Origin of the sequence: Ruminococcus sp. 1001136sp1 (genome assembly GCF_039841815.1) — a bacterium.
GTDB lineage: Bacteria > Bacillota > Clostridia > Lachnospirales > Lachnospiraceae > Blautia_A > Blautia_A faecis.
The window spans coordinates 1-24781 of sequence record NZ_JBDPGY010000031.1; the positions used below are offsets into that span (position 1 = coordinate 1).

General features: G+C 44.3%; 20 protein-coding genes and 1 pseudogene. 2 read left to right on the plus strand and 19 right to left on the minus strand.

Features of this window, described 5'->3' with window-relative positions:
* A pseudogene (locus ABHC48_RS18750) lies at positions 1–824 on the plus strand (ATP-binding protein); the annotation flags it as partial.
* 132 nt (positions 825–956) lie between these two features.
* Here the strand turns inward: ABHC48_RS18750 and rpsI are convergent.
* Both rpsI and rplM read right to left on the minus strand, forming a co-directional pair.
* Positions 957–1349: a 30S ribosomal protein S9 gene (gene rpsI, locus ABHC48_RS18755; protein WP_118580486.1), complete on the minus strand. Its 393-nt coding sequence runs from the start codon at positions 1347–1349 to the stop codon at positions 957–959.
* A 17-nt stretch (positions 1350–1366) separates the two neighbouring features.
* On the minus strand, positions 1367–1795 hold the full coding sequence (rplM, locus tag ABHC48_RS18760) for a 50S ribosomal protein L13 (protein WP_117853326.1): 429 nt from the start codon (positions 1793–1795) through the stop codon (positions 1367–1369).
* A gap of 617 nt (positions 1796–2412) precedes the next feature.
* Here rplM and ABHC48_RS18765 point away from each other — a divergent pair.
* Complete coding sequence (locus ABHC48_RS18765) at positions 2413–3582, plus strand: cation diffusion facilitator family transporter (RefSeq protein WP_195700377.1); 1170 nt, start codon at positions 2413–2415, stop codon at positions 3580–3582.
* A gap of 106 nt (positions 3583–3688) precedes the next feature.
* Here the strand turns inward: ABHC48_RS18765 and ABHC48_RS18770 are convergent, their stop codons facing one another.
* The 17 genes from ABHC48_RS18770 to ABHC48_RS18850 form a co-directional block, all read right to left on the minus strand.
* On the minus strand, positions 3689–4750 hold the full coding sequence (locus ABHC48_RS18770; protein ID WP_195700378.1) for a substrate-binding domain-containing protein: 1062 nt from the start codon (positions 4748–4750) through the stop codon (positions 3689–3691).
* The gene (locus ABHC48_RS18775; RefSeq protein ID WP_173719578.1) at positions 4747–6342 is read right to left on the minus strand and encodes a response regulator; all 1596 of its coding nucleotides are present in this window, start codon (positions 6340–6342) and stop codon (positions 4747–4749) included. Before ABHC48_RS18775 ends, ABHC48_RS18770 begins: the two co-directional genes overlap by 4 nt.
* A 69-nt stretch (positions 6343–6411) precedes the next feature.
* Positions 6412–7914, minus strand: coding sequence for a histidine kinase (locus tag ABHC48_RS18780; protein WP_195700379.1), 1503 nt, complete (start codon positions 7912–7914; stop codon positions 6412–6414).
* Complete coding sequence (locus tag ABHC48_RS18785) at positions 7915–8925, minus strand: substrate-binding domain-containing protein (RefSeq protein ID WP_195700380.1); 1011 nt, start codon at positions 8923–8925, stop codon at positions 7915–7917.
* A 185-nt stretch (positions 8926–9110) separates the two neighbouring features.
* Entirely contained in the window at positions 9111–10268 is a 1158-nt protein-coding gene (locus tag ABHC48_RS18790) for a sugar ABC transporter permease (protein WP_118580516.1), read from the minus strand.
* A 17-nt stretch (positions 10269–10285) separates the two neighbouring features.
* The gene (locus ABHC48_RS18795) at positions 10286–11824 is read right to left on the minus strand and encodes a sugar ABC transporter ATP-binding protein (protein WP_118580468.1); all 1539 of its coding nucleotides are present in this window, start codon (positions 11822–11824) and stop codon (positions 10286–10288) included.
* A gap of 98 nt (positions 11825–11922) precedes the next feature.
* On the minus strand, positions 11923–13050 hold the full coding sequence (locus ABHC48_RS18800; protein ID WP_148461696.1) for a sugar-binding protein: 1128 nt from the start codon (positions 13048–13050) through the stop codon (positions 11923–11925).
* 930 nt (positions 13051–13980) lie between these two features.
* A complete protein-coding gene (gene truA, locus ABHC48_RS18805) occupies positions 13981–14724 on the minus strand; it encodes a tRNA pseudouridine(38-40) synthase TruA (protein ID WP_330602731.1) in 744 nt (247 codons plus the stop codon).
* A gap of 102 nt (positions 14725–14826) precedes the next feature.
* The gene (locus tag ABHC48_RS18810; RefSeq protein ID WP_195700381.1) at positions 14827–15630 is read right to left on the minus strand and encodes an energy-coupling factor transporter transmembrane component T; all 804 of its coding nucleotides are present in this window, start codon (positions 15628–15630) and stop codon (positions 14827–14829) included.
* Entirely contained in the window at positions 15627–16514 is an 888-nt protein-coding gene (locus ABHC48_RS18815) for an energy-coupling factor transporter ATPase (protein ID WP_195700382.1), read from the minus strand. Before ABHC48_RS18815 ends, ABHC48_RS18810 begins: the two co-directional genes overlap by 4 nt.
* Positions 16505–17350 (minus strand): energy-coupling factor transporter ATPase, encoded by an 846-nt coding sequence (locus ABHC48_RS18820; RefSeq protein WP_118582720.1) that lies wholly within the window; start codon positions 17348–17350, stop codon positions 16505–16507. Before ABHC48_RS18820 ends, ABHC48_RS18815 begins: the two co-directional genes overlap by 10 nt.
* Before the next feature lie 18 nt (positions 17351–17368).
* Positions 17369–17986, minus strand: coding sequence for a ribosome biogenesis GTP-binding protein YihA/YsxC (gene yihA, locus ABHC48_RS18825; RefSeq protein ID WP_118582717.1), 618 nt, complete (start codon positions 17984–17986; stop codon positions 17369–17371).
* Between the two features lie 17 nt (positions 17987–18003).
* Positions 18004–20316 carry an endopeptidase La gene (lon, locus tag ABHC48_RS18830; RefSeq protein WP_195700383.1) on the minus strand — a complete coding sequence of 771 codons (2313 nt, stop codon included), beginning with the start codon at positions 20314–20316 and terminating at the stop codon, positions 18004–18006.
* 19 nt (positions 20317–20335) lie between these two features.
* Positions 20336–21658, minus strand: coding sequence for an ATP-dependent Clp protease ATP-binding subunit ClpX (gene clpX, locus ABHC48_RS18835; RefSeq protein ID WP_118582711.1), 1323 nt, complete (start codon positions 21656–21658; stop codon positions 20336–20338).
* Positions 21659–21986: 328 nt separating this feature from the next.
* Positions 21987–22568 (minus strand): ATP-dependent Clp endopeptidase proteolytic subunit ClpP, encoded by a 582-nt coding sequence (clpP, locus tag ABHC48_RS18840; protein WP_118582708.1) that lies wholly within the window; start codon positions 22566–22568, stop codon positions 21987–21989.
* A 120-nt stretch (positions 22569–22688) separates the two neighbouring features.
* A complete protein-coding gene (gene tig, locus ABHC48_RS18845) occupies positions 22689–23996 on the minus strand; it encodes a trigger factor (RefSeq protein ID WP_148461701.1) in 1308 nt (435 codons plus the stop codon).
* Between the two features lie 202 nt (positions 23997–24198).
* Positions 24199–24750, minus strand: coding sequence for a DJ-1 family glyoxalase III (locus ABHC48_RS18850; RefSeq protein WP_118582702.1), 552 nt, complete (start codon positions 24748–24750; stop codon positions 24199–24201).
* Positions 24751–24781: the final 31 nt, after the last annotated feature.

Consider the following 24781-nt stretch of genomic DNA (forward strand, 5'->3'; position numbering starts at 1 on the left):
AGGCAGACGGCGTGATGGAAGCATATATCCGTGTTGGAAATGAAAGCGTAATTGCCCCTGATTACATTGTGAATGAATTGATCTTAAAGGGAACCAATCAGTCCTTTGACACCTTAACAACAGAAGCTGTGAAAAAGGATTACAGCTTCACACTCCTGGAGGCAACCTATCTGGAACGAACCGGCCTCCGCTTCGAGCCATCCGATTATGTCTCCTTCGGTTTGGCTGACAAAAATGGGTTCTTGACCAATGCCGGAAAGCTCATGACCGATCAGCACACAGTTTATAACTCCCGTATGTTCTGTACCCGGTAGAATGGCTTGGAAAAAGGCTCTATCTTTGATGATGCGCTGGACGATAAAGAATACGATATTTACAGTATTCGTTCGATGCGACGAAACCCTGTGATTGATGACCTGTTCCACCGCATGAAGTACATGGAACGCCGTGGAAGTGGTCTGCGCAAAATCGTCAGTGAAACTGAACAGCTGCCCGGATACAAAGAGGCATATAAGCCCGAATTTTCCTCAACAGCGACAGATTTCAGAGTCATCTTGAAAAATGTAAACTACAACTTAGAGGGTGGCGCCCACCAAGTTACCCACCAAGATATTGAACTATCAACGGTGTCCAAACAGATTTTGGCTTTTTGCACAACACCAAAATCCAAGAAAGAACTTGCAATATTTTGCAGATTCAAAGATTTAAGAAACTTCACTTTGAAGCATATCAATCCGCTTTTAGAATCCGGGCAATTAGAAATGACTATTCCCGATAAACCTAAAAGTCGCAATCAAAAATATATTACAGTTCGTTCCGAATAAACAGAGAAGCAGGACATTGGGTCTCATCTCCCATTGTCCTGCTTCTTTTTATTGCTATACAAGTAAGAAAACCCCGGAAAGCCTTGATTTCCCGGGGTTTTTGAACCATTTTGATATAGTCTGAGCAGTCGATTATCGCTTGCTGAACTGTGGAGCGCGACGAGCTGCTTTGAGACCGTATTTCTTACGCTCTTTCATACGAGGATCACGAGTAAGGAATCCAGCTGCTTTAAGAACTGGTCTGTACTCTTTGTCTGCCTCAAGGAGTGCTCTGGAGATACCATGTCTGATAGCACCAGCCTGTCCTGTGTATCCGCCACCATGTACGTTTACAAGTACGTCAAATTTTCCTTCTGTCTCGGTAGCAGCCAGTGGCTGACGAACGATAACTTTAAGTGTGTCTAATCCAAAATACTCATCAATGTCTCTTTTATTGATAGTGATTTTACCAGTACCTGGGGTAAGGTAAACTCTTGCTACTGATTTTTTTCTTCTTCCTGTTCCGTAGAATTTTGCGCTAGCCAATGTTTTCTACCTCCTAATTAAAATGTTAAAACTTCCGGTTTCTGAGCCGCATGTTTGTGTTCAGGTCCGGCATAAACGAAAAGTTTTGTGTACATTTCTCTTCCTAATGGTCCTTTTGGAAGCATACCTTTAACTGCCAGCTCAACAACTTTCTCAGGTTTCTTAGCCATCATCTCTTTTAATGTAGTCTCTTTCATTCCACCTACATAATCAGAGTGATTGTAGTAGATCTTCTGATCCATTTTCTTTCCTGTAACTTTGATCTTATCAGCGTTGACAACGATCACATAATCACCTGTGTCAACGTGTGGTGTAAACTGAGGTTTGTTCTTTCCTCTTAAAACGCTTGCTACGCCAGAAGCCAGACGGCCAAGGGTGCAACCTTCAGCGTCAACTACATACCATTTTCTCTCGATTTTATCTGGATTAGCCATATAAGTCTGCATGGTTTTACCTCCTGTTATTTATCAACGATTGTTTGTATAAATGCGAATTCTCGCATATGTTAGTAATATGGAAACGATGGTGCAATTACTGCGGAAATGTCCGAAACCGCTGATAAATACCGTCGCCGGGGCTATTGGCTAAAGTATCTCGCACTACGTCACATTGAGTTATTATATTATAAGCCTCCGTTTCTGTCAACCACTTTTTCCCCATATTTCCATCTTTTTTTCAAAAAGTTTTCCACATTCTTACTGGATTGCCGATCAATTTTTCCACAAAGCCAGCTTGCTGCCTCCACCTTATACACGCCCATCCACAACAGGTGTCTTTTGGAACAACAATTTATACACACTTTAATCAGGCATTTTATAAATTTTCTCTGGTATTTTTCTCCGCAATGTGCTACATTAAAAAGAATGTATTCACAGGATACACAGTAACTATTTTATTTTTTCAGATAACTATTCAGCAAATACTATTCCGCGAGGCATTTTCACTATGAAAGCCCCAGGAGACAGCTGTGGAAGTGCCGCAGGAGGGTTCGCCTTTCTGTGCATCACAAAGCGCGTAACTGTAAGAGAACTGAACAGTTACTTTTATTTGAGGTGAAGTTTTCATGATAACATTTTTATCCCATTTTTTCATCAAAAATTACAAAGACTACAACTCCCCCCAGGTTCGCCAGTCTTATGGCATGCTCTGCGGAGCTGTGGGAATTGCCTTGAACATTTTTCTTTTTATAGGAAAATGGCTTGCCGGAATCCTAAGCGGCTCTATTGCCATCACGGCGGATGCCTTCAACAACTTATCGGATGCAGGCTCCTCTGTGATCACTCTGGTGGGCTTCAAGCTCTCCGGACAAAAACCGGATACAGAGCATCCCTTTGGACATGGACGCATGGAATATATCTCCGGACTTCTTGTCTCAGTTGCGATTCTGATCATGGGCTTCGAGCTGATCCGCTCCTCCATTGACAAGATCCGCACCCCGGAGCCCATTGAATGCAGCCCGGTTATTATTGCTATCCTTATTGCATCTATTCTGGTAAAAATATATATGTACTACTATAACCGCACTATCGGTCACAAAATCGACAGTACTGCCATGCAGGCTACAGCCGGAGACAGTTTAAGTGACACAGTTTCCACCAGCCTGGTTCTTCTGGCAACCATCATCAGTCAGCTTACCGGACTGGTGCTGGACGGATGGTTCGGTGTCCTGGTGGGCATTTTTATCTTCTATACCGGAACCACTACAATGAAGGATACCATTGATCCCCTTCTCGGACAAGCCCCGGAAAAAAATTTAGTAGAGGAAATTGAAGAGATCGTTCTTGCCCATCCCCTTGTCCACGGCATGCATGACCTGATTGTCCATGACTACGGTCCAGGCAGACTGATTCTTTCCCTCCACGCTGAGGTTCCCGCCCACGGAGATCTGCTGATCATCCATGATGAGATTGACAACATTGAGCATGAGCTTCAGGACAAACTGAATTGTTCTGCCACCATCCACATTGATCCCATTGTCACAGACAACAAGGAGGTCAATGAAATACGCAGCCAGATTGAAGAAATCACCCGCAATCTGGACCGTCGTCTTTCCATTCACGATTTTCGCATAGTAGAAGGTCCTACCCACACAAACCTGATCTTCGACGTAGCGGTTCCTTTCGAATGCAAACTCACCAACGTGGAGATCACAAATCTCCTCAAAGAACGCATCCGCAATATGGATGATGGCAACTATTGTGCCGTGATTCAAATCGACAGAGTATATTCATAAAAAATTCTTTTCCCCATACAAAAAGACTGGTTCTTCATGCAGCTGCATGAAAAATCAGTCTTTTTGTTATTTCGTCCGCACTGCGTCCGCTTTGAAGTACCTTTCCTTATCGAATATTCAAATAGACATCCTCTCTCGTATGAAATCCCCCGTCAATGATCACCTTATCCATATTTTCCGCCGTCACCGCGATTGGATCGATTTTATAATAAGGAATGTCATATGTCCCGTCATTGAAGGTTTCTACTGCCTTGTATTCCCCTTCTCCGGAAGTAATATCCTCTCCTTTGCCAAGCGCCACTGCGAACTCGGCCGCCGTATTCGCTTCCTGTTCAATAGGCTTATAGACAGTCATTTCCTGTGTACCTTCCACAATCCTCTGACAAGCTGCCAGATCCGCATCCTGGGCCACCACAGCAACCTTCCCGGCCAGCCGATTCTCCGACAATACCTTCACTGCCTGACTTGCCAGATCATCATTTCCGCACATCACCCCTACAATATCTTTTGTAACTTCCAACCCCTGAGTCACATGATTTCCGGCCAGCTCTGCCATCCAGTTATCGCAATATCCCGTATAAACCACATTCAGATTACTGTCCTCAATAACCTTATTGAAGCCACGCACAACTTCATCCACATTTCTGTCTGTAGGAGATCCATTGATGGCAAAAATATTTCCTCCCTCCGGGCAAGCCTTGACCAGAGCCTCTCCCATAAGGGTTCCAACCTTTTCATTATCAATGGTAATATACAGATCTGCATTAACATTTTCCACAATGCGGTCATAACAGATTATATAAATCCCCATTTCCCGGGCTTCCTTCAGCACATCATACAGCGCATTTCCATCAATAGGGATCACCACGATCACATCCATCTTTTTCTTAATGAAATACTCTATCTGGGAAATCTGCTCTTCCACAACGCCTCCGGCTACCTGCACATTCACCTCTGCTCCAAGGCTCTGGGCAGTAGAAACAAACATATCCCGGTCCCGCAACCATCTCTCAATTACAAAAGAGTCAAAGCTAAGCCCGATCTGCAGCTTATCTTCCTCTTTTGCTTCTTTCTTCTGCGGCTCCTGAGGCTTATTTCCGCAACCTGCTGCCAATGCAGCTGCCAGGAGCAAAGCCAGCGACAAGAGCAGCCAACGACACTTTCTCATTTTCCATACCTCGCTTTATACTCACTTGGAGTCATATCCATCTGCTTCTTAAAAATCCTGCTGAAATAATTGGGATCCGAATATCCGCTCTGAATTCCCGCTTCCTTTACGCTCACATTTGCATCTACCAGAAGCTCTTTGGCTTTATCGATCCGGACTCTGGTCAGATACTCAATAAAATTCTCTCCAGTCTCCTCCTTAAAAATCTTGCTGAAATAATAAGGACTGATATTCACCTGACTGGACACATCATCCAGAGAAATATCCCTGCTGTAATTTTCCTGAATATAAAGCATGGCCTTCTTTACCGCGGAATTGGACTGATCTTCCTTCTGATCCCGGATTGCCCGGCATACATTTACCATCTTTTCCTGGAACCATTTACGAAGATCCTCATAGGTAGAAAGCGACATTGCAGTATCCAAATAGTCCCTGCGGTAACTAAATCCATAATTGATTGCGCCGCTGTCAAAGGCAATCTTCTCTCCCCAGATAATAAACTCCAGTATTTTCAGGCGGATATTATTCATATCCTGTGAATAATGCTCTACCATCCAGTCACAGAAGAAGTTCACCTCCTGGAGCATCCCCTCCTCATTTCCCTCCTCAAGACAGCGGAACATCCTCTTCTCATCATTGCCGGGAAAAGCCTCGTCATAGACGCCATTCTGGGAAAGATCCTCTATATGTATTACCCTGCTCAGGCTTCCGTTTAATGCCCGGAGTGCTTCGCGGTAAGATCTCTCAAGCTCTTCCATTTCCCATACTCTTCCAATTCCCACACGGAATTTTGCATCCAGTCTGCCTTCCAGCCTTGTCACCAGTTCTCTTGCCTTTTCCACCAGATCGATACGGTCTTCGTAAGGATTCTGAAAAATTTCACAAGGCACTACCACAGGGATACGGTTGGACATAATATTTCCAACCACACAGGGAAAAGCAGACTTCACCACATCCCGGAATTCCGGATAAAAGCTTTGCGCCTTCACATTCATTCCAACCGGGCTTACCAGTCTTCCATTTTCATAGCTTTGTCCAAACTGCACCACCATAACATAACCCTGGCCATATTCAATATCCAGAAGCTGCTGGTAATAACCTGCTGCTGCCATCTCCTTCTGGAAAAGAAGAGAATTCACATAACCAGATTCCACAACCGGGATAACTGTCTCTAGCTTTTCCTGGATTTTCAACAGATTACTTCTCTGATCACGAACCTTATCCACCTTTGCTGTCGCTTCTTCCACCACAGAAATAATCTTACTTTTCGAAATCGGTTTCGTAAGATACTGTTCCACACCAAGATTGATGGCTTCTTTGGCGTAATCAAATTTGTCATATGCAGAAACTACATAAAACAAGGCGGAATTGTTGAACTTCCGGATTTCCCGCATAGCCTGGATTCCGTTAATTCCAGGCATGTGAATATCCATAAACACAATATCCGGGTGAAAGGTCTCCGCCTTCTCGATTACCGCCCTTCCTGTTTTCGCAGTTTCCACACTGCATTTATCTCCGAATTCAGCCAGAATCACTCCTTTAAAAGCTTCCAGCATAAGTCCTTCATCATCTGCTATCAGAATACGGTACATTTTTTTGCTCCCCTTTATTCAGCCTCTGTCACTGCTTATTGCAGCATACTCCATGCTATCACTTTTTACTCATTCACTGGTACCTTCAACCTCCACCGGTAAGGTGATATGCACACTGGTTCCAAGTCCAAGGCCCTCACTTTCTATGGTAAGAAGATCTTTTTGTTTATAATACAATTCCAATCTGTCAATTACATTTCCTACTGCTATGCCTGTAGAATAACGGTCCTCTCCATTATTTCGTGCTTTCCCTGCCATAACGGATTGAATCATCTCCTGTGTCATTCCGGCGCCATTATCACTGACTGTGATTTCCAGGTCATCCCCATCCTTGTGAATGGACATTCTGATTTTTCCAGTTTCCATACAGTCGTGAATTCCATGCTGCACGGCATTTTCCACCAGAGGCTGCAAAATCATGCTTGGAATCCTGAAATTCCCGATTCCCTCATCCACATCTTTTTCATAATTGATATCTCCGGCAAATCGGACATTTAAAATATAAATATAATTGTCAACTGCATCCACCTCTTCCCAGAGAAGAGCATCATCCTCCATTTTCCGCACATTATATCGGAAAAAGTCTGCCATCTTTTCCAGAAAAACGCCAGTACGCTCTGCATCCTCCAGCATGGCAAGCTGGGCCCCGGCATTCAGACAGTTAAACAGGAAATGAGGATTGATCTGAGCCTGAAGATATTTCAGCTGTGCTTCTTTCAGATGGGTCTCCATAAGAAGCTCCCTCTCCTTCATCTGTGCCTGCTTCTCTATACTCTCACGCTGTTGTTTAATATGAATGCGTATGCTGTCCAGCATCTGATTAAAGCTCCGGGTTACCACGCCAACCTCATCCTCGCAGACAACAGGCAGAATTGGCACATTCAGATTTCCCATGGCAACCTCATGCGCAGTACTGGAAAGCTGGGTCAGCGGCCGGATCATGGATTGCACAAACAGAATGATAATAGCCACACCTACTGCCGCCACAATGAAAATAACCACCAGCGCCAGCCGATACAGTACATCCATAGAAGAAAGCAGGAGCTGGTAATTGGAGGAATTCATCCGGAAGCGCAGATTATTCAGCTTGTAAATATAAGAATTGATATATTCATAAAGCTGCAGCTCTTTTTCATAAGAAGCCTTGTACTTCTCAATATTTCTGCCTCGCTTGGCCTGAACAGTCTCGCTGGTCTGATTCAGATAGCTTTCTGACATTCTGCGTATATTTTTTTCCAGCATTTTTACTTCATTATCCACATTCCGGTCATTCAGCTTATCCAGAAGCTCCCGGTAATCCTGCTCATAGCGATAGTAATTTTCCAGAGCCTTGGTTCCCTTTATATTCAGATATTCGTAAACCGTTCCTTCCAGCTTGTTTAAGGTGTCCGAGAGATCATTAATCGCTGCATTGCTGGAAAAAACAGCATCAATCCGGTCTACACCGGTATGGATCTGTTCAAAGATAAAAAAATTGATGCATACTACAAATACCATGACAAGGGCCATAACAAAGCTTAATCTTGTCTGTATGGAATTCTGGACGGAAAGGCTTTCTTTTCTCTTTCTCACTTAATTCCCCTCCGTTCTGTAAGTCCCAACATTGCTTCTGGTGATCACATGCTGACCCACACTGTAATAGTTGCTGGTATGTCCCAAGGAGGAAAACTCTTCCAGGGCATTCACGCTGTATCTTCCGATTTCATCCATATCCAGAGCGATAGCCGAAGAAATAATCCCTTTGCTGATACCATCCAGAATTACATCGGAATAATAAAAACCAACTACATCCACATTTCCAACCTGGTTATAGTCAACCAGAGCCTGGTAAACGCACTCTGTCACAACCTCGTCCATGCACACCAGCACATCTGGCAGGTTCTCCTCGCTTACAAAAATATCCCGGACAAATTCCTCTGTATCAAAGCCAGAGCTGCTGTCAATGTTGTATTCTGAAATCGTTACGGTCTGATAATCCTTCTTTTTTTCCTCCAGTTCTTTTTTAATCTGGTAATAAATCAGATTGGTCTCCTGGGTCTTGGACTGGGAATTTGACAAAAGAAGGACCTGCGTATTCTCATGCTCCTTTAAAAGTCCAAGGATCTGTTCCGTGTAAGCATTTCCCAGCTGATAACTATTCAGTCCAACAAAGCTGATTCTGGCACTGGAGGAATCATCTGTCAGCACCGTAACTACTGGAATATCCGCATCTGAGGCCTCCTGGATCAGTTCCTGCTCTTCATCGCTTCCATCAGCTTCCAGAATGATCCCGTCCACCTGGGAGGCAATTCCAATACGCAGATAATCCGCCTGACTATAATTGGAATCGTGCCCGGGCTCGATCAATTCCAGATAAGCATCTGCATCCTTTGCCGCCTGGCTGGCGCTTTCATAGATGGAATCCCACATCAGGGTATTTTCCGCTCCTGCTATCATCAGATAATGTTTTGCGTAACTGGATGCACCCTCGCCTTCACCAAGATCCACCTGATCCAGTTTTTTCTGGAAATAAATCCAGATTCCAGAGAGAAATAACATACAGCCTACTATAATAAAAAAAACAGTCAATGTGGATTTTTTCATAATTAATAAGTTCCTTTATTGCCCGCGCTTTTGCCTGTAGGCAAACCGCCATTTTATAAATATGATTTCAAATATCTACAGTTTACCATATTTGCATGCTATATGCAAAAGAAGCCATTGCATTTCTGCAACAGCTCCTTTCTAATTACTTTTTACTGCACTCTCAGCAGTTTTTTTGCAATTATTTAGTTGGATTTTCTGTTAGAGATAACATCAAATACAACTGCGATCAGAAGTACAGCACCTTTTACAACATACTGCCAGGAATCACCGATACCCATGATTGACATACCCATGTTGATAACACCAAGGAGAAGAGCACCGATTACAACACCGCCTACAGTACCACTTCCACCGTATGCAGAAGCACCACCGATGAAACAGGAACCGATTGCATCCATCTCGAAGGATGTACCTGTACTACCATTTACAGAACCTACACGTGCTGCGCAGAGAAGACCGGCAAGACCAGCAAGTAAGCCCATGTTTGTATATGCAATGAAATAAACCTTATTTGTATCGATACCGGAAAGCTGTGTTGCTTTCTCGTTACCGCCGATTGCGTAGAAGTAACGTCCAAACGCTGTCTTGGATGTGATGAAGTTGTAGATCATGCAGATTGCAACTACCCATACAAGCATTACGGAAATACCTTTATACTGATATAATTTGTAGCAATACCACAGAATAACAACTGCAATCACGGCTGCTCTGCTGTAATCAGAAGCTGCTGTATTCTGGCGATAACCTTTTTTCGCTTTGTTTGCTCTGGAACGCATGGTAGAGAAAATAATATAGCATGCGATCAGAACACCAACGATCAGTGCAGAATATTTCTTTCCATCATCAAGTCCCGGAATGTTAATGTAGGATGTAAATACATTCAGGAAAGATTTGTTCTGGATAGATACTGTCTTATTATCCAGTACCAGACGTCCAAATCCACGGAAAATGAACATGCCGGCAAGTGTTGTGATAAATGGAGGAATTCTCTTATAACCAATCCAGTAGCCCTGCCATACACCAACCAGAAGGCCGATTACCAGGCAAAGGAGAATGGTGATAAATGGATTGAAGCCCTTGCTGCCGATCAGGACAGCTGCAACACCACCAACGAAGCAGATAACAGATCCAACAGAAAGATCGATGTTACCACCAGTTAAGATACAGAGTAACATACCACATGCAAGAACCAGTACGTATCCGTTCTGGAGCATAAGGTTTGACATGTTCTGTGCGAAAAGAAGTCGTCCATCAGTCAGAGCACAGAACAGGATAAATACGATTACAAGTGCAATAACCATCGTATATTTTCTTAAAAAATCCTTGATTTTGGAATTCATAGTGTTTTCCCCTTTCATTATTTCTTCTGATTCTGCATGATATGTGCCATGATGCCTTCCTGGGTTGCTTCTTTCGCATCCAGCTCACCGGCCATCTTGCCTTCATTCATAATGTAAACCCGGTCGCACATACCAAGGATTTCAGGCATTTCAGAGGAAATCATGATTACAGATTTTCCCTGTTCCACCATCTGATTGATCAGACAGTAAATATCATATTTTGCACCTACGTCGATACCACGGGTAGGTTCGTCCAGAATCAAAATATCCGGTTCTGTAAACATCCACTTTCCAAGAAGGGCTTTCTGCTGGTTACCACCAGACAGGTTACCAATACGCTGTTCATTGGAAGGTGTTTTCGTTCCCATTTCTTTTGTCATCTGCTCCGCCAGCTGTACCTCAAGGTCCGTGTTGATAATTCCATTATCACAGACTTTGTTCAGACGGGCAAGAGTTGTATTGAAACGAATGGACTCATCAAGGATCAGTCCGTTTGTCTTACGGTCCTCAGTTACATATGCAAGACCATGCTGGATGGCTGCACGAGGATCTTTCAAATCTACTTTTTCACCCTTTATGTACAATTCTCCGGAAATTGCGCTTCCATAGCTCTTACCGAAGATGGACATTGCCAGCTCTGTACGGCCTGCACCCTGCAGTCCTGAGAAACCAACAACCTCACCTTTATGTACTTTAAAGGAAATATTGTCGTCTACTATTTTTTCCGGATACAGAGGATGATGAACCGTCCAGTTCTTTACCTCCAGCATCACTTCTTTACTTACATTGTGCTCACGTTTCGGATAACGATCTTCCATAGGACGTCCAACCATTCCTTTGATGATCCTGTCCTCGCTTAAGTCATCCACGCCTTTTGTAAGTGTCTCGATTGTGCTTCCGTCTCGAAGAATGGTACAACGGTCTGCACAGTAAATGATCTCATTCAGTTTGTGTGTGATAATAATAGATGTCAGTCCCTGTTTCTTAAATTCCATAAGCAGGTCCAGAAGCATCTTTGCATCTTCATCATTCAGGGATGAAGTCGGCTCATCCAGGATGAGCAGTTTAACATCTTTTGAAAAAGCTTTCGCAATTTCTACCAGCTGCTGTTTGCCGGTTCCGATATCTTTGATCAGGGTCTGGGCAGATTCATGAAGACCTACCTGAGCCATGTGTTTCTCAGCCTCGCTGTATGTTTTATCCCAGTCGATGGCTCCTCTTTTATTTTTGATCTCGTTTCCAAGAAACATGTTTTCACCGATGGAAAGCAGTGGGATCAATGCAAGCTCCTGGTGAATAATAACGATACCTTTTGCCTCGCTGTCATTAAGCTTTTTAAACTTACACTCTTCACCCTCGTAGGTAACCGTTCCAGTATAGCTGCCGTATGGATACTGACCACTTAATACGTTCATCAATGTGGACTTTCCCGCACCGTTCTCACCGATCAGCGCATGAATCTCGCCACGCTGAACTTCAAGGTTAACGTTATCCAAAGCTTTGACACCGGGGAATTCCTTCGTAATGTGTTCCATTACTAAAATATTGTCAGCCAAAATGGCGCCCCCTTTCCCATAAAACAGGCGGGGCTTTTCACCCCGCCCACATTTAAACCTTTATTTTTGATTTGTATGACGTTTTCGTTCAGCCTTCATTAGTTTGCCGGATGAAGATATCCGTCATCATCCATTGTGTAGTATCCTGGGTCAACCAGTGCTTCCTGAAGGTTGTCTTTTGTTACAACTGTAGGAACCAGAAGGAAGGATGGGCATTTGTTGCCTTCAGATGTCTCATAGGACTCTGTATCATATGCACACTCGAAATCCCAACCAGATTTTTCAATCAGAGACTCATCAACTGTATCACCAGCCAGCATTGCTTTTGCAAGGTCAAGTGTTACGACTGCTTCATTGGCAACTGCTTTGTAAACGGTCATGGACTGTTTTCCGTCAACGATGTTTGCAAGGTTTGCTTCATCACCATCCTGTCCTGTGATCAGAACTGTGTTATCACCAGCATAGTCAGACTCGATTGCCTGTGTTACACCAAGTGCTGTGGAGTCGTTGGAGCAAAGAGCTACGTCAAGCTGTGTTCCGTCTGCATAGTAGGATGCCAGAATATTCTGCATTCTTTCAAGTGCTGTCTGGGTATCCCATGCAGGTGTTGCAACAGAATCAAAATCAGTCTGTCCGGAAACAACATTTAAGGTTCCTGCATCAATGTATGGTTTTAATACATCAAATGCTCCATTGAAGAAGTATCCGGCATTGTTATCAGCAGGATCACCAGCTGTAAACTCGATATTGTATGTCTTGTCTCCAGCATTGTCCAGATCCAGAGAATCTACTACGTACTGTCCCTGAAGGGTACCTACTGTGTAGTTATCAAAAGAAATATAATAGGAAACAGCGTCGGACTTGATCAGACGGTCATAGGAAATAACCGGGATTCCTGCATCTGCTGCTTCATCCATAACTGTATTAAGAGCCTCGCCATCGATAGCTGCTACAACTAACAGGTTAACTCCGTCGGAAATCAGGTTCTGAATATCGTTTACCTGACGGTCTGTCTCGTTGTCAGAGTATGTAAGCTCTACTTCGTATCCAGCATCTTCGAACTGTTTCTGCAGATAGGAACCATCACGATTCCAACGCTCCAGAGACTGTGTAGGCATTGAAATACCGATCTTTCCGCCAGCTGCTCCGTCTTCTGCCATTACCGGAACTGCAAGTGAACCAACTGCCATTGCTGCTACCATTGCCATTGCTACTTTTCTCTTCATGAAAAAACCTCCCGTATCATTTTTATTTGCTATGTTCTATAGCTTTTTGATGGGATTATAATATCATATCGATACTCTGTGTAAAATGGACTAATTTTGGATTGCCCTTTCAATTTTTGTGTTATGATATGCACAAAATTGTGCTGGGGTGGACATTTTTGTTATGGAATAGTGCTAGATTGTAATTATGTGCTATTGACATTTTTAATATGTGAAGTGATATGCCAAAAAGAAGTATTGGAAAGGTGCATCTCGAAAATTTGCTATTTAATATGTTGAAAGTTGTTCAAGGCGGACGCATTCGGACAATGGTTATTGCTCACTCGCTGGAGCAATAACCATTGCCCAAATGCTGTGTACTGGCTGGGACTTATTTATACATAGGAACTTTCAACAGGGGGGGGAGGGAGAGTGACTGGTTTCCCTATACTGTATCGCAAACGAAAGTTTATAGAGATTTTGCCCGAAATTAGCGGCTTTTACAATTTTGATGAAGTATTTGCATATTTTTAGGGCTGTTTTGCAAGTAAAAAACTTGACATATTATTTTATGTGCCTTCGATATCCCATTTAGATGGTTGATACTTCGCAGCTTTATTAGTTTTACCTAATCTATCATTGCCAAGAAAGTATCGGGAAACCAATCACTCCCACCACCTCCTTGTTAAAAGTTCCTAAACAGCATCAGTTTCAGCCGACACACAGCATTTGGGCAATGTGTATTACTCCAGCGAGCCATTTTAGGCGCGCTCTTAGCGTAAGCGAAATCCAGCGCTTACGAAGACTTATGCGTGAGGGCTCTCCCGAACGCATTAGTCACAGTTAGCGATTAGTTCGCTGGAGCGTTGCGCCGGCGAGTGAGTAATACACATTGTCCAAATGCGTCCCTCCTGAAGAACTTTTCAACACATTAAATAGCAACGTTACTCATTAATCAAAGAACTGTATCCCCATCAGGGTGAGTCCCTGCGCCGGTGCGGTAGGACCAGCAGCGGAACGGTCTTTGGCATCCAGGATTTTCTGCATGCGCTCCGGTGGATACTGTCCATTTCCGATTTCAATCAAGGTGCCGGAAATAATGCGGACCATATTATAGAGGAAACCAGTTCCCGAAACGCGAATCGTAACTATGTCACCATCACGGAAAACTTCAATTCCGGTAACCGTACGGATAGTTGTTTTCACCTGGGCTCCGGAGCCGCAGAAACTGGCAAAATCATGCCTTCCGATCAGGTAGGATGTTGCCTCTCTCATTTTGTCCACATCTAATTTGTAATGATAGAAATAGGAATAAAGCCGCTCAGTTGGTACCGGAAATTTGCGGTTCAGAATGCGATATTCATATGTTTTCTCACTGTCACAGTATCTTGGATGGAAGTCCGGTTCCACTTCTTCGGACATCTGAATCCGGATATCCTCCGGCAGACGCTGGTTCAGCGCATAAGAAATCTTCTCTCCCGGGATGCGGGTGTTGGTATCAAATACCGCTACGTTTCCAAAGGCGTGTACGCCTGCATCTGTACGACTGGCACCAATCGTTTCAATCTTTTCTCCCAGAAGCTCAGAAAGTGTATCATTCAACACTCCCTGTACTGTAATTCCATTGGGCTGTGTCTGCCAGCCGCAATAATTCGTTCCATCATATGCTACAACAAGTCCAATTCGTTTCATCATCTTTCTCCTTGTGAAAATTCCCTCATCTGCATCCGTAGTCTATTTTAAGACTCTGAATACAGATGAGGGAACTATAACTTTTTAAATGGATGTTCAGTCGATTTAAATTCCAGCTGCCCTAAATCCAATTGCAACAGCCAGATACGCTGCCAAAATCACATATGCCATATGATCTCTTTTTTTATAACAAAGCGGTTTCATCTGTGTCCTGTTATCCCCGCCATGATAGCACCTTGCCTCCATTGCCATGGCCAGATCATTTGCCCGGCGGAATGCGGAAATAAACAGCGGCACCAGAAGGGGAACCATGTTCTTCGCCTTCTGGATCAGATTCCCATTCTCGAAATCAGCTCCGCGGGCAATCTGCGCTTTCATAATCTTATCCGTTTCTTCCAGAAGAATAGGGATAAAACGTAGGGCGATCGACATCATCATAGCAATATCATGTACTGGTACATGAAGCTTATTCAGCGGGCGGAGCAGACGCTCCAGGCCATCAGTCAGCTGGTTAGGTGTCGTCGTCAATGTCATAATGGAAGAACCAATCACCAGATAAACCAGTCGGATCGCCATAGTACCTGCCAGCACCAGACCTTCCTTTGTCACCTTAATAAATCCCAGCTTCCATATCACCTCACCAGGGGTAAGAATCATATTAAAAAATATGGTGATCAGAAGCAGCATGAAAATAGTCTTCAGACCTTTAAAAATAAACTTCACAGGAACCTTGGACAAAAGGATCATTCCTGCAAGAAATATAGTAGCCACTGCATATCCAGCGAAGGTGTGGAACAAAAATACAGATACAATAAATCCAATGGTTCCTACCAGTTTGGTTCTTGGATCCAGCTTATGAATCACGGAATCTGCCGGATAATACTGTCCAATGGTAATATCTCTGATCATTCGTTTCTGCCTCCCTTCTTAAGAAGTGAAGGCTTCTGCTTCTTTAAAGCTTCCAGAATCGTATCTCTGGCTTCCTCCACAGTGGTAGCTGTGGTATCCACATTCAGGCCATTTTCGGAAAGCGCATGCATGATATAGGTGATCTGCGGTGCCGCAAGTCCCATTCCTTCCAGTTCCTTATAATGGGAAAATACATTCTTCGGTGTATCGTCAAATACCATTTCCCCATGATTCATAACGATCAGGCGTTCCACATATTTGGCAATGTCCTCCATGCTATGAGAAACCAGGATAATGGTAATTCCTCTCATCTTATGAAGAGCCGCAATCTGATCCAGAATGTCATCTCTTCCCTGTGGGTCGAGCCCTGCAGTAGGCTCATCCAGGATCAGGATTTTCGGGTTCATTGCCAGAACACCTGCAATGGCAACCCGTTTCTTCTGGCCTCCTGAAAGCTCGAAAGGAGACTTGGTAAAATTCTCTTCCTTCACACCTACATGGGCAAGGGCCTTTTTTGCCTCTTCCTCAGCCTGCTCCCTGGAAAGTCCCTGATTCATAGGGCCAAAGCAAACATCTGCCAGAACTGTATTCTCAAACAGCTGGTGCTCCGGGTACTGGAATACCAGCCCCACCTCACTTCGAAGAGCCCGGCGGTTATAATTCTCCGCCCACACGTCTTCTCTATTATAAAGGATCTGACCGCTTGTAGGCTGGATCAAAGCATTAAAATGCTGGATCAAGGTTGATTTTCCGCTTCCAGTATGACCAATCACACCAATGAACTGTCCATCCGGAATTACAAGATTTATATCTTTCAGGGCGTGGCTTTCATAAGCAGTACCCTGACTGTAAGTATAGGTCACGTTCTTAAGCTCTATCGACATAATGCACCCACCAATTCCTCTTTCGTCAGTATTCCTTCCGGAATGTCCACGCCAGCCTTGTGAAGCTCATGGGCGAGCAATGTCACCTGGGGTACATCCAGCCGGTATTTCTTCAGTGTCTCTACCTGGGAAAAAATTTCTCTTGGAGTTCCCTGCATTACCACATTTCCACCATCCATCACATAAACCTTGTTGGCATGGATCACTTCTTCCATATAATGGGTAATCAGGACAACGGTTACATTTTCTTTTTTATTGAGCTCGGAAACGGCTTTCAATACTTCTTTCCTACCATTCGGGTCAAGCATTGCAGTTGGCTCGTCCAGTACAATACAGCTTGGACGCATCGCCACAACACCTGCGATGGCCACTCTTTGTTTCTGGCCTCCGGAAAGCTTGTTCGGAGACTGATAACGGTAAGCGGTCATTCCTGTCTTTTTCAGACTGTCATCCACACGCTTCCAGATTTCGTCTGTAGGTACTCCCATATTCTCAGGACCAAAGCCTACATCCTCTTCCACAACCGTACCAATGATCTGGTTGTCCGGATTCTGAAAAACCATCCCCGCTTTCTGGCGGATTTTCCACAGCTCCGGCTCCTTGGCTGTGTCCATATCATCCACCCACATGGTTCCCTCTGAAGGGATAAGCAATGCATTTATCTGCTTCGCCAATGTGGATTTTCCGGAACCATTGTGCCCCAGAACGGCCACAAAATCGCCGGCTTCAATGTCCAGGTTTACATCATTGACAGCACGCTGCGTTGCTTCCACATTGCCGTCCTCATCATACTTGAGATAGTCAAATCCCAGCTTGAATGCCTTGATAATTCCCATATTCTTTTTCCTCGTCTGTCAGGCCTTCAGCTCGTCCGTAGCTGCCGGAACTGCACCGGTCAACTCGTCCATTAACGCCCAGATTTCATCTTTTCCCTGCTTTGTCTCAGCGGAAAAAGGAATGATCTTACTGCCCGGGCGCAGCTTCAGTCCGTCCTTGATAGCCTTAATATTCTTCTGTACCTGACTTCTTTTCAGCTTATCCAGCTTGGTTGCAATAATGATCGGATTGTATCCGTTATTTACGATCCAGTCATACATCAGCTTATCATTTGCAGATGGATCGTGCCGGATGTCGATCAGGAGAAATACTGCCTTCAGAGTCTGTGAGGTATGAAGATAACGCTCGATCATCTTTCCCCACTTCGCCTTCTCGGTCTCCGGAACCTTGGCATATCCATAACCTGGAAGATCCACAAGGTACATAAAATCATTTACATTATAAAAATTGATAGTCTGTGTTTTTCCCGGCTGGGAACTTGTTCTTGCCAGCGCTTTTCGGTTCAGCAGACCGTTAATGAGGGAGGATTTTCCCACATTGGATTTCCCTGCAAAAGCAATTTCAGGTCTTCCTGTGTCTGGCAGTTTGCTGGTGATACCACAAACGATATCCAGTGAAACGTTTTTAATTACCATTTTTCCTACCTCTCATTTCAGGCAAGTGCCCGTTCCAGCACTTCATTCATATTTTCCACAAACGTGATCTTCAGTCCGTCTGTGATCTCCTCATCCAGTTCTTTGATATCCGGTTTATTGGACTTTGGAACCAGTACTTCTTTAATCTTGGCGTACTTAGCTGCAAGAAGCTTCTCTTTCAGTCCGCCGATTGGAAGTACACGACCTCTTAAGGTGATCTCACCAGTCATGGCAAGATCCGCTCTTACCGGCTTGTCAATAATGGCAGAAAGCATTGCAGTTGCCATGGTAATTCCGGCTGACGGACCGTCCTTTGGCACTGCCCCTTCCGGAATATGTACGTGAATGTCATTTTCCTGGAAAAATTCCTGATTGATTCCATATCTGGCTGCTACAGAGCGGATGTAGCTGATGCCCGCTGTTGCAGACTCCTTCATCACGTCTCCAAGCTGTCCGGTAAGCACAAATTCCCCTTTACCCGGCATAATATTTACTTCGATCTGAAGGGTATCACCGCCAACCTGTGTCCAGGCAAGACCTCTTGCGATACCAACCTCATCCTTTTTATTCGCCATCAGGTAATTGTATTTCTCCTGCCCCAGAAAGCTCTCAAGGTTCTTGCCAGTGACCGTTACCTTCTCTTTGCCATCTTCCATGATCAGACGTGCTGTCTTACGACAGATCTGACCGATGAGACGTTCCAGATTGCGGACACCGGCTTCCTTCGTATAATTATTGATGATTTTTCGAAGAGCGCCGCCCTGAATGGAAAGTTTGCCTTTCTCAATTCCATTGGCTTCCATTTGCTTGGGAATCAGATGCTCCTTTGCAATGTGCTCTTTCTCATTCTCCGTATAACCGCTGATCTCAATGACCTCCATTCGGTCAAGAAGCGGTCTTGGGATTCCCTGAATATCGTTGGCTGTTGCAATAAACAACACCTCTGAAAGATCCTGGGGAAGCTCCACATAATGGTCATTGAAATGACTGTTCTGCTCCGGATCCAACACCTCAAGAAGCGCAGAAGAAGTATCTCCCTTGTAATCACTGCTCGTCTTGTCAATTTCGTCCAGAAGCATAAGCGGATTGGCAACCTTTGCCTGCTGAAGGGCAACCGTAATCCTTCCCGGCATAGCACCCACATAAGTCTTTCTATGTCCGCGGATCTCAGCTTCATCCTTCACACCACCAAGACAGATACGGACATAACGCTTGCCAGTGGCTTCTGCAACAGATTTGGCAATAGAAGTCTTACCGGTTCCAGGAGGTCCCACAAGGCAAAGTATAGGAGATTTTCCTTTATGTGTCAGCTTACGTACAGACAGGAATTCCATAATACGCTCTTTTACATCCTTCAGACCATAATGACCTTCTTCAAGAATCTTCCAGGCTGTCTTCAGGTCTTCAGAATCTTCAGAGCACTTATCCCACGGAAGGGAAAGAAGTGTCTCAATATATCCCCGCAGAATGCTGCTCTCAGCGGCATTGGTGCTGGTGATTTTAAAGCGGCCGATTTCTTTGAAAATGCGATCCTTTACTTCCTGGGAAGCAGTAAGCTCTTTGGCTTTTCTGCGGAACTCCTCAGCCTCATCAGCAGTATTGTCCTCGCCAAGCTCCTCCCGTATCAGTTTCAGCTGTTCTCTCAAAATATATTCACGCTGGTTTTTATCTACACGCTTTTTCAGTTTCTGCTGAAGGTCGTGGCTGATATCCAGCACATTGATCTCATTGCTCAAAATGGCACCAAGAAGCTCATATCTGTCTGTCAGCCTGGCTGCCTCCAGAAGCTTCTGTTTGCTCTGCCAGGAAAGAGGCAGATTAATTACGATCTGGTCGATCAGCTCCGGTGCTTTCTCTATATTCATGATCTGGGCAGACAGTTCTTTTCCAATCTTTCCACCCTTAGCGCAATAAGTTTGGAACAGCTCCCTGATACTTCTGTACATTGCCTCCAGCATCGCCTGAGGCAGTTCCTCTTCTTCCTCATTAACAAGAACAGTCTCTGCTCTTAAATATGGTGTCTCCTGTTCCAGGCCAAGAAGTTCTGCTCTTCTTTTTCCCTCAACAAGAACACGCAGCAGGTTGTCAGGAAGTTTCACAACCTGCTTAATATATGCAATAGTTCCTACCTGAAACAGCTGTACAAATCCAGGATCTTCAATCTGGGGATCCTTCTGGGTTACCAGAAAGATCTTCTGATCCTGAAACATTGCCGCTTCGATTGCCTTTTTGGAACGTTCCCTGCTTACATCGAAATGGATGATCATTCCCGGAAGAATGGTAGTTCCGCGAAGGGCAAGGGCAGGAAGTACATTGATTGGCTCACTCATTTGTAGTCAAATCCCTTCATCAGGCTGTTTCCGGAGTGCCCTTTTTGTGTGCACGCTGGCTTCTTCTGCCTGTATTTGCCGGATTCACCGGCTGTGCAGGAGCTTCCCCATGAACGATCTGAGGTTCACCAGTTCCCTCTACAGCTTCTTTTGTAATAATGCATTTACGAATGGTGTCGTCAGACGGAGTCTTATACATCAGATCCATAAGAGTGCTCTCCATGATCGCACGAAGTCCTCTGGCTCCGGTTTTACGTTCCATGGACTTTCTCGCCATAACACGAAGTGCTTCATCCTCAAAATCAAGCTCTACTCCATCAAGTTCAAACAGTTTATGGTACTGCTTGGTCAGTGCGTTCTTCGGCTCCTGAAGGATGCGAAGAAGTGCGTTTTCATCAAGTCCGTCTAAGGTTACCACTACAGGCACACGTCCTACAAACTCCGGAATCAGTCCATAACGGATCAGATCCTCAGGCATTACCTGCTTGAACAGTTCACCAACATTCTGTTCCTCTTTGGAAGCGACTTCTGCGCCAAAACCAATTGCCTTGGTATCCTGTCTTCCCTCAATGATCTTCTCCAGACCGTCAAAGGCACCGCCACAGATAAACAGAATATTTGTAGTATCAATCTGGATGAATTCCTGATGCGGATGCTTTCTTCCACCCTGAGGAGGAACACTTGCAACAGTGCCTTCCAGAATTTTCAGAAGTGCCTGCTGTACACCCTCTCCGGAAACATCACGAGTGATGGAAACATTCTCTGATTTACGTGTGATCTTGTCGATCTCATCTATATAAATAATTCCGTACTGTGCTCTGTCAATATCATAATCAGCAGCCTGAATGATTTTCAGAAGAATATTCTCAACATCTTCACCTACATATCCTGCCTCTGTCAGGGTAGTGGCGTCTGCAATGGCAAACGGTACATTCAGAAGTCTTGCCAGTGTCTGGGCAAGAAGTGTCTTACCGGAACCAGTTGGTCCAAGCATAAGGATGTTGCTCTTCTGAAGCTCTACATCCAGATTTCTGGAAGCAGTAACACGTTTGTAATGATTGTATACAGCAACAGAAAGTGCTTTCTTGGCCTCATCCTGTCCGATTACATAGTCGTCCAGAATTGCATGGATTTCCTCTGGTTTCATCAGATTGATCTCAGATCCAAGAATATCTTCCTGATCGTATCCTCCAAATTCTTCCTCCATGATTTCCGAGCAGATACCTACACACTCATCGCAGATGTAGGCCCCATCTGGTCCGGCGATTAATTTGCGGACCTGATCCTCGGTTTTCTGGCAAAAGGAACATCTTACTTTTCCTTCTCTTATCTTCTCAGCCATGAATCTTTAACTTTTCCTTTCTTTTAAATAAAGAAACCTTATTCAGAGCTATTCTGAAAAAAGTTTTCTTTATTTCTTAAAATTTGGAATTATTCTGTAAAATATACCTATTTTACAAAATTATCCCGTTTTACAAGATAAGACTCCTGTTAGTTCAGGAGTCTTTTCTTACAGTAGCATGCAAAAGAAAACTCCGGCTATTAGAGTTCTAAAAGCTCCAGGGGGATTTCTTTTGTTTTCAGTTTAGGCGGGAAAGTTTATACTGGAAATACACAAATATACTACATCTTCATCAGTGTACACTCGGTTATCCAGTTACAGTTTTTCCCTATTTGTGGGTTACAACACCATCGATCAGACCATAAGCCAATGCTTCCTCTGCGGACATGTAATTGTCACGGTCTGTATCTTTCTCTACTACCTCAAGAGGCTGTCCGGTGTTTGCAGCCAGAATTTCATTTAATGTTCTCTTTGTCTTGGCAATGTGATCTGCCACGATCTGGATCTCAGTAGCCTGTCCCTGGGCTCCGCCAGATGGCTGATGGATCATGATCGTAGAATTCGGCAGTGCAAATCTCTTACCCTTTGTACCACCAGCAAGAAGGAATGCTCCCATGCTGGCAGCCATTCCCAGACAAATAGTGGAAACGTCGCACTTGATATACTGCATGGTATCGTAGATAGCCATACCAGCTGTCACGGAACCACCCGGGCTGTTGATATAAAGCTGGATATCCTTTCCAGGATCCTCTGCTTCCAGAAAAAGCAACTCAGCAACTACCAGACTGGCACTTACATCGTTTACTTCCTCTCCCAGGAAAATGATTCTGTCCTTCAGAAGCCTTGAATAGATGTCGTAGCTTCTCTCCCCTCTGCTTGTCTGCTCAATGACATAAGGCACTAAACTCATATATTCCCTCTTTTCTTATCAGATGCGCTCCACCTGGTCTGCATTATAATGCGCCAGAGAGAGCGCTTTCATAACAAAATAATTTTTCCCTCTTGGGATGTGCAGTTATCTGCCTGCTGATTATTCAGCGTCTGCTGCTTTCTCAACTTCAACTGCTGCATCAGCGATAACAGTAACAGCCTTCTGAACAGCCATATCTTTCTTCATCTGCTCAAGTCCGCTCTCACCGATAGCTTCTCTGATCTTGTCAGCTTCCATCTTGTAAGCATCTGCCATCTTCTGGATCTCTTCTGTGATCTCTTCTTCAGATGGCTGGATGTTCTCAGCCTCAGCTACTTTCTCAAGAACCAGTCTTGTCTGGATTCTCTTGAGAGCCTGTGGCTTCATGTCTTCCATCATCTTGTCCATGCTCTGGCCTGTGAACTGGAAGTACTGCTCCATGGATAATCCCTGCTGCTGCATTCTTCTGGAGAAATCGTCCATCATCTGACGGCACTCTGTCTTTGTCATAAGCTCCGGAATATCCATCTGTGCATTCTCGATTGCTTTATCTACTGCAGCGTTCTCTTTTGCAGTTCTTGCTTCTTTCTCTTTCTTCTCTGTCAGTTTCTTCTTAACATCTTCTTTGTACTCAGCAAGAGTATCAAATTCAGATACGTCTTTCGCAAACTCATCGTCAAGCTCCGGAACCTCTTTGGTCTCGATCTTCTTAACGTCACACTGGAATACAGCTTCCTTGCCAGCAAGCTCTTTTGCCTGATATTCCTCTGGGAAAGTAACCTTAACTTCTACATGGTCACCAGTGTTTGCTCCAACAAGCTGATCCTCGAATCCCGGGATAAATGTACCGGAACCAAGTGTAAGTGCGTAGTCAGTTCCTTTACCGCCTTCAAATGCAACACCATCAACAAATCCCTCGAAATCGATTGTTGTGATATCGCCGTTTGCAGCTGCACGATCCTCAACTGCAACTGTTCTTGCATTCTTATCCTGCTCTTTCTTAACCTCAGCGTCAACTTCCTCGTCTGTTACAGCGATCTCAGACTTCGGAACCTCTACACCCTTGTAATCTCCAAGAGTAACCTCTGGTTTCACAGCTACATCAGCTGTGAAGATAAGAGCTTTACCTGGCTCCATCTGTGTAACATTGATCTCCGGCTGGGAAACGATCTCAAGATCGCACTCGCCAAGAGCTTTTGTATATTCCTGTGGTACAAGAGAATTAACAGCGTCTTCCATAAATACACCCTTGCCATACATGCTCTCGATCATCTTTCTCGGAGCTTTTCCTTTACGGAATCCTGGAAGGCTGATTCTGCTTTTCTGTTTCTGGTAAGCTTTCTCCATTGCTTTGTCTAAATCTTCAGCGGAAACTTCGATGGTAAGCTTCGCCATGTTTTTCTCTAATTTCTCCACCTGTAAACTCATTTTCGTGTTCCTCCTTAATATATATCTCTCTGCATTCTTTCTGCGGTTATAAATGCGCAGGGTTTCCCCCTATTATTACAGTCATTGTAGAAGTATAGCACACCCCAATAAAAAACGCCAGTGTTTTTTATGGTTTTCCCGGTTATTTTTTTGGGGATTTTCCCTGTTATTCCTTGAAAATCAAGGTTTTTCAGAATATTTCCTACTTGTATACTACGGATTCTGCAATCTGCTCTGCTTTTTCCTGACCAAGGAGCTGGGAAATCAGGGAAAGGGCAAAGTCAATTGCAGTTCCAAGTCCACGGCTTGTAGTAATGTTTCCATCAATTACAACCTTTTCTTCAGACTTCACAGCATCTCCAAGACCGTCCATGCAGGCCGGGTATGCAGTGGCCTTCTTTCCATGTAAAAGTCCGATTTCTGCAAAAACAGTAGGTGCCGCGCAGATGGCTGCGATCTTACCTCCATTATTATAGAAGCTTTTAACCAGATCGGTAAGTGGCTCGAATCCTCCAAGATAAGTGGTTCCAGGCTGCCCGCCTGGGAGAACCAGCATGTCCGCGTCGGAGAAATCCGCCTCACAGAAGGTGGTATCGGTCAGCATGGTGATTCCATGGGCTGTAGTGATCTGTTTGGTGTTTTTAATCGAAACGGTTGTAATAGTGATTCCTGCTCTTCGCATAAGATCAACTACAGTTAAGCCTTCAATGTCTTCAAAACCGTCGGCGAGGAAGATGTATACTTTTTTGCTCATAGTGGAACCTCCTGATTCATTTTCACAATTA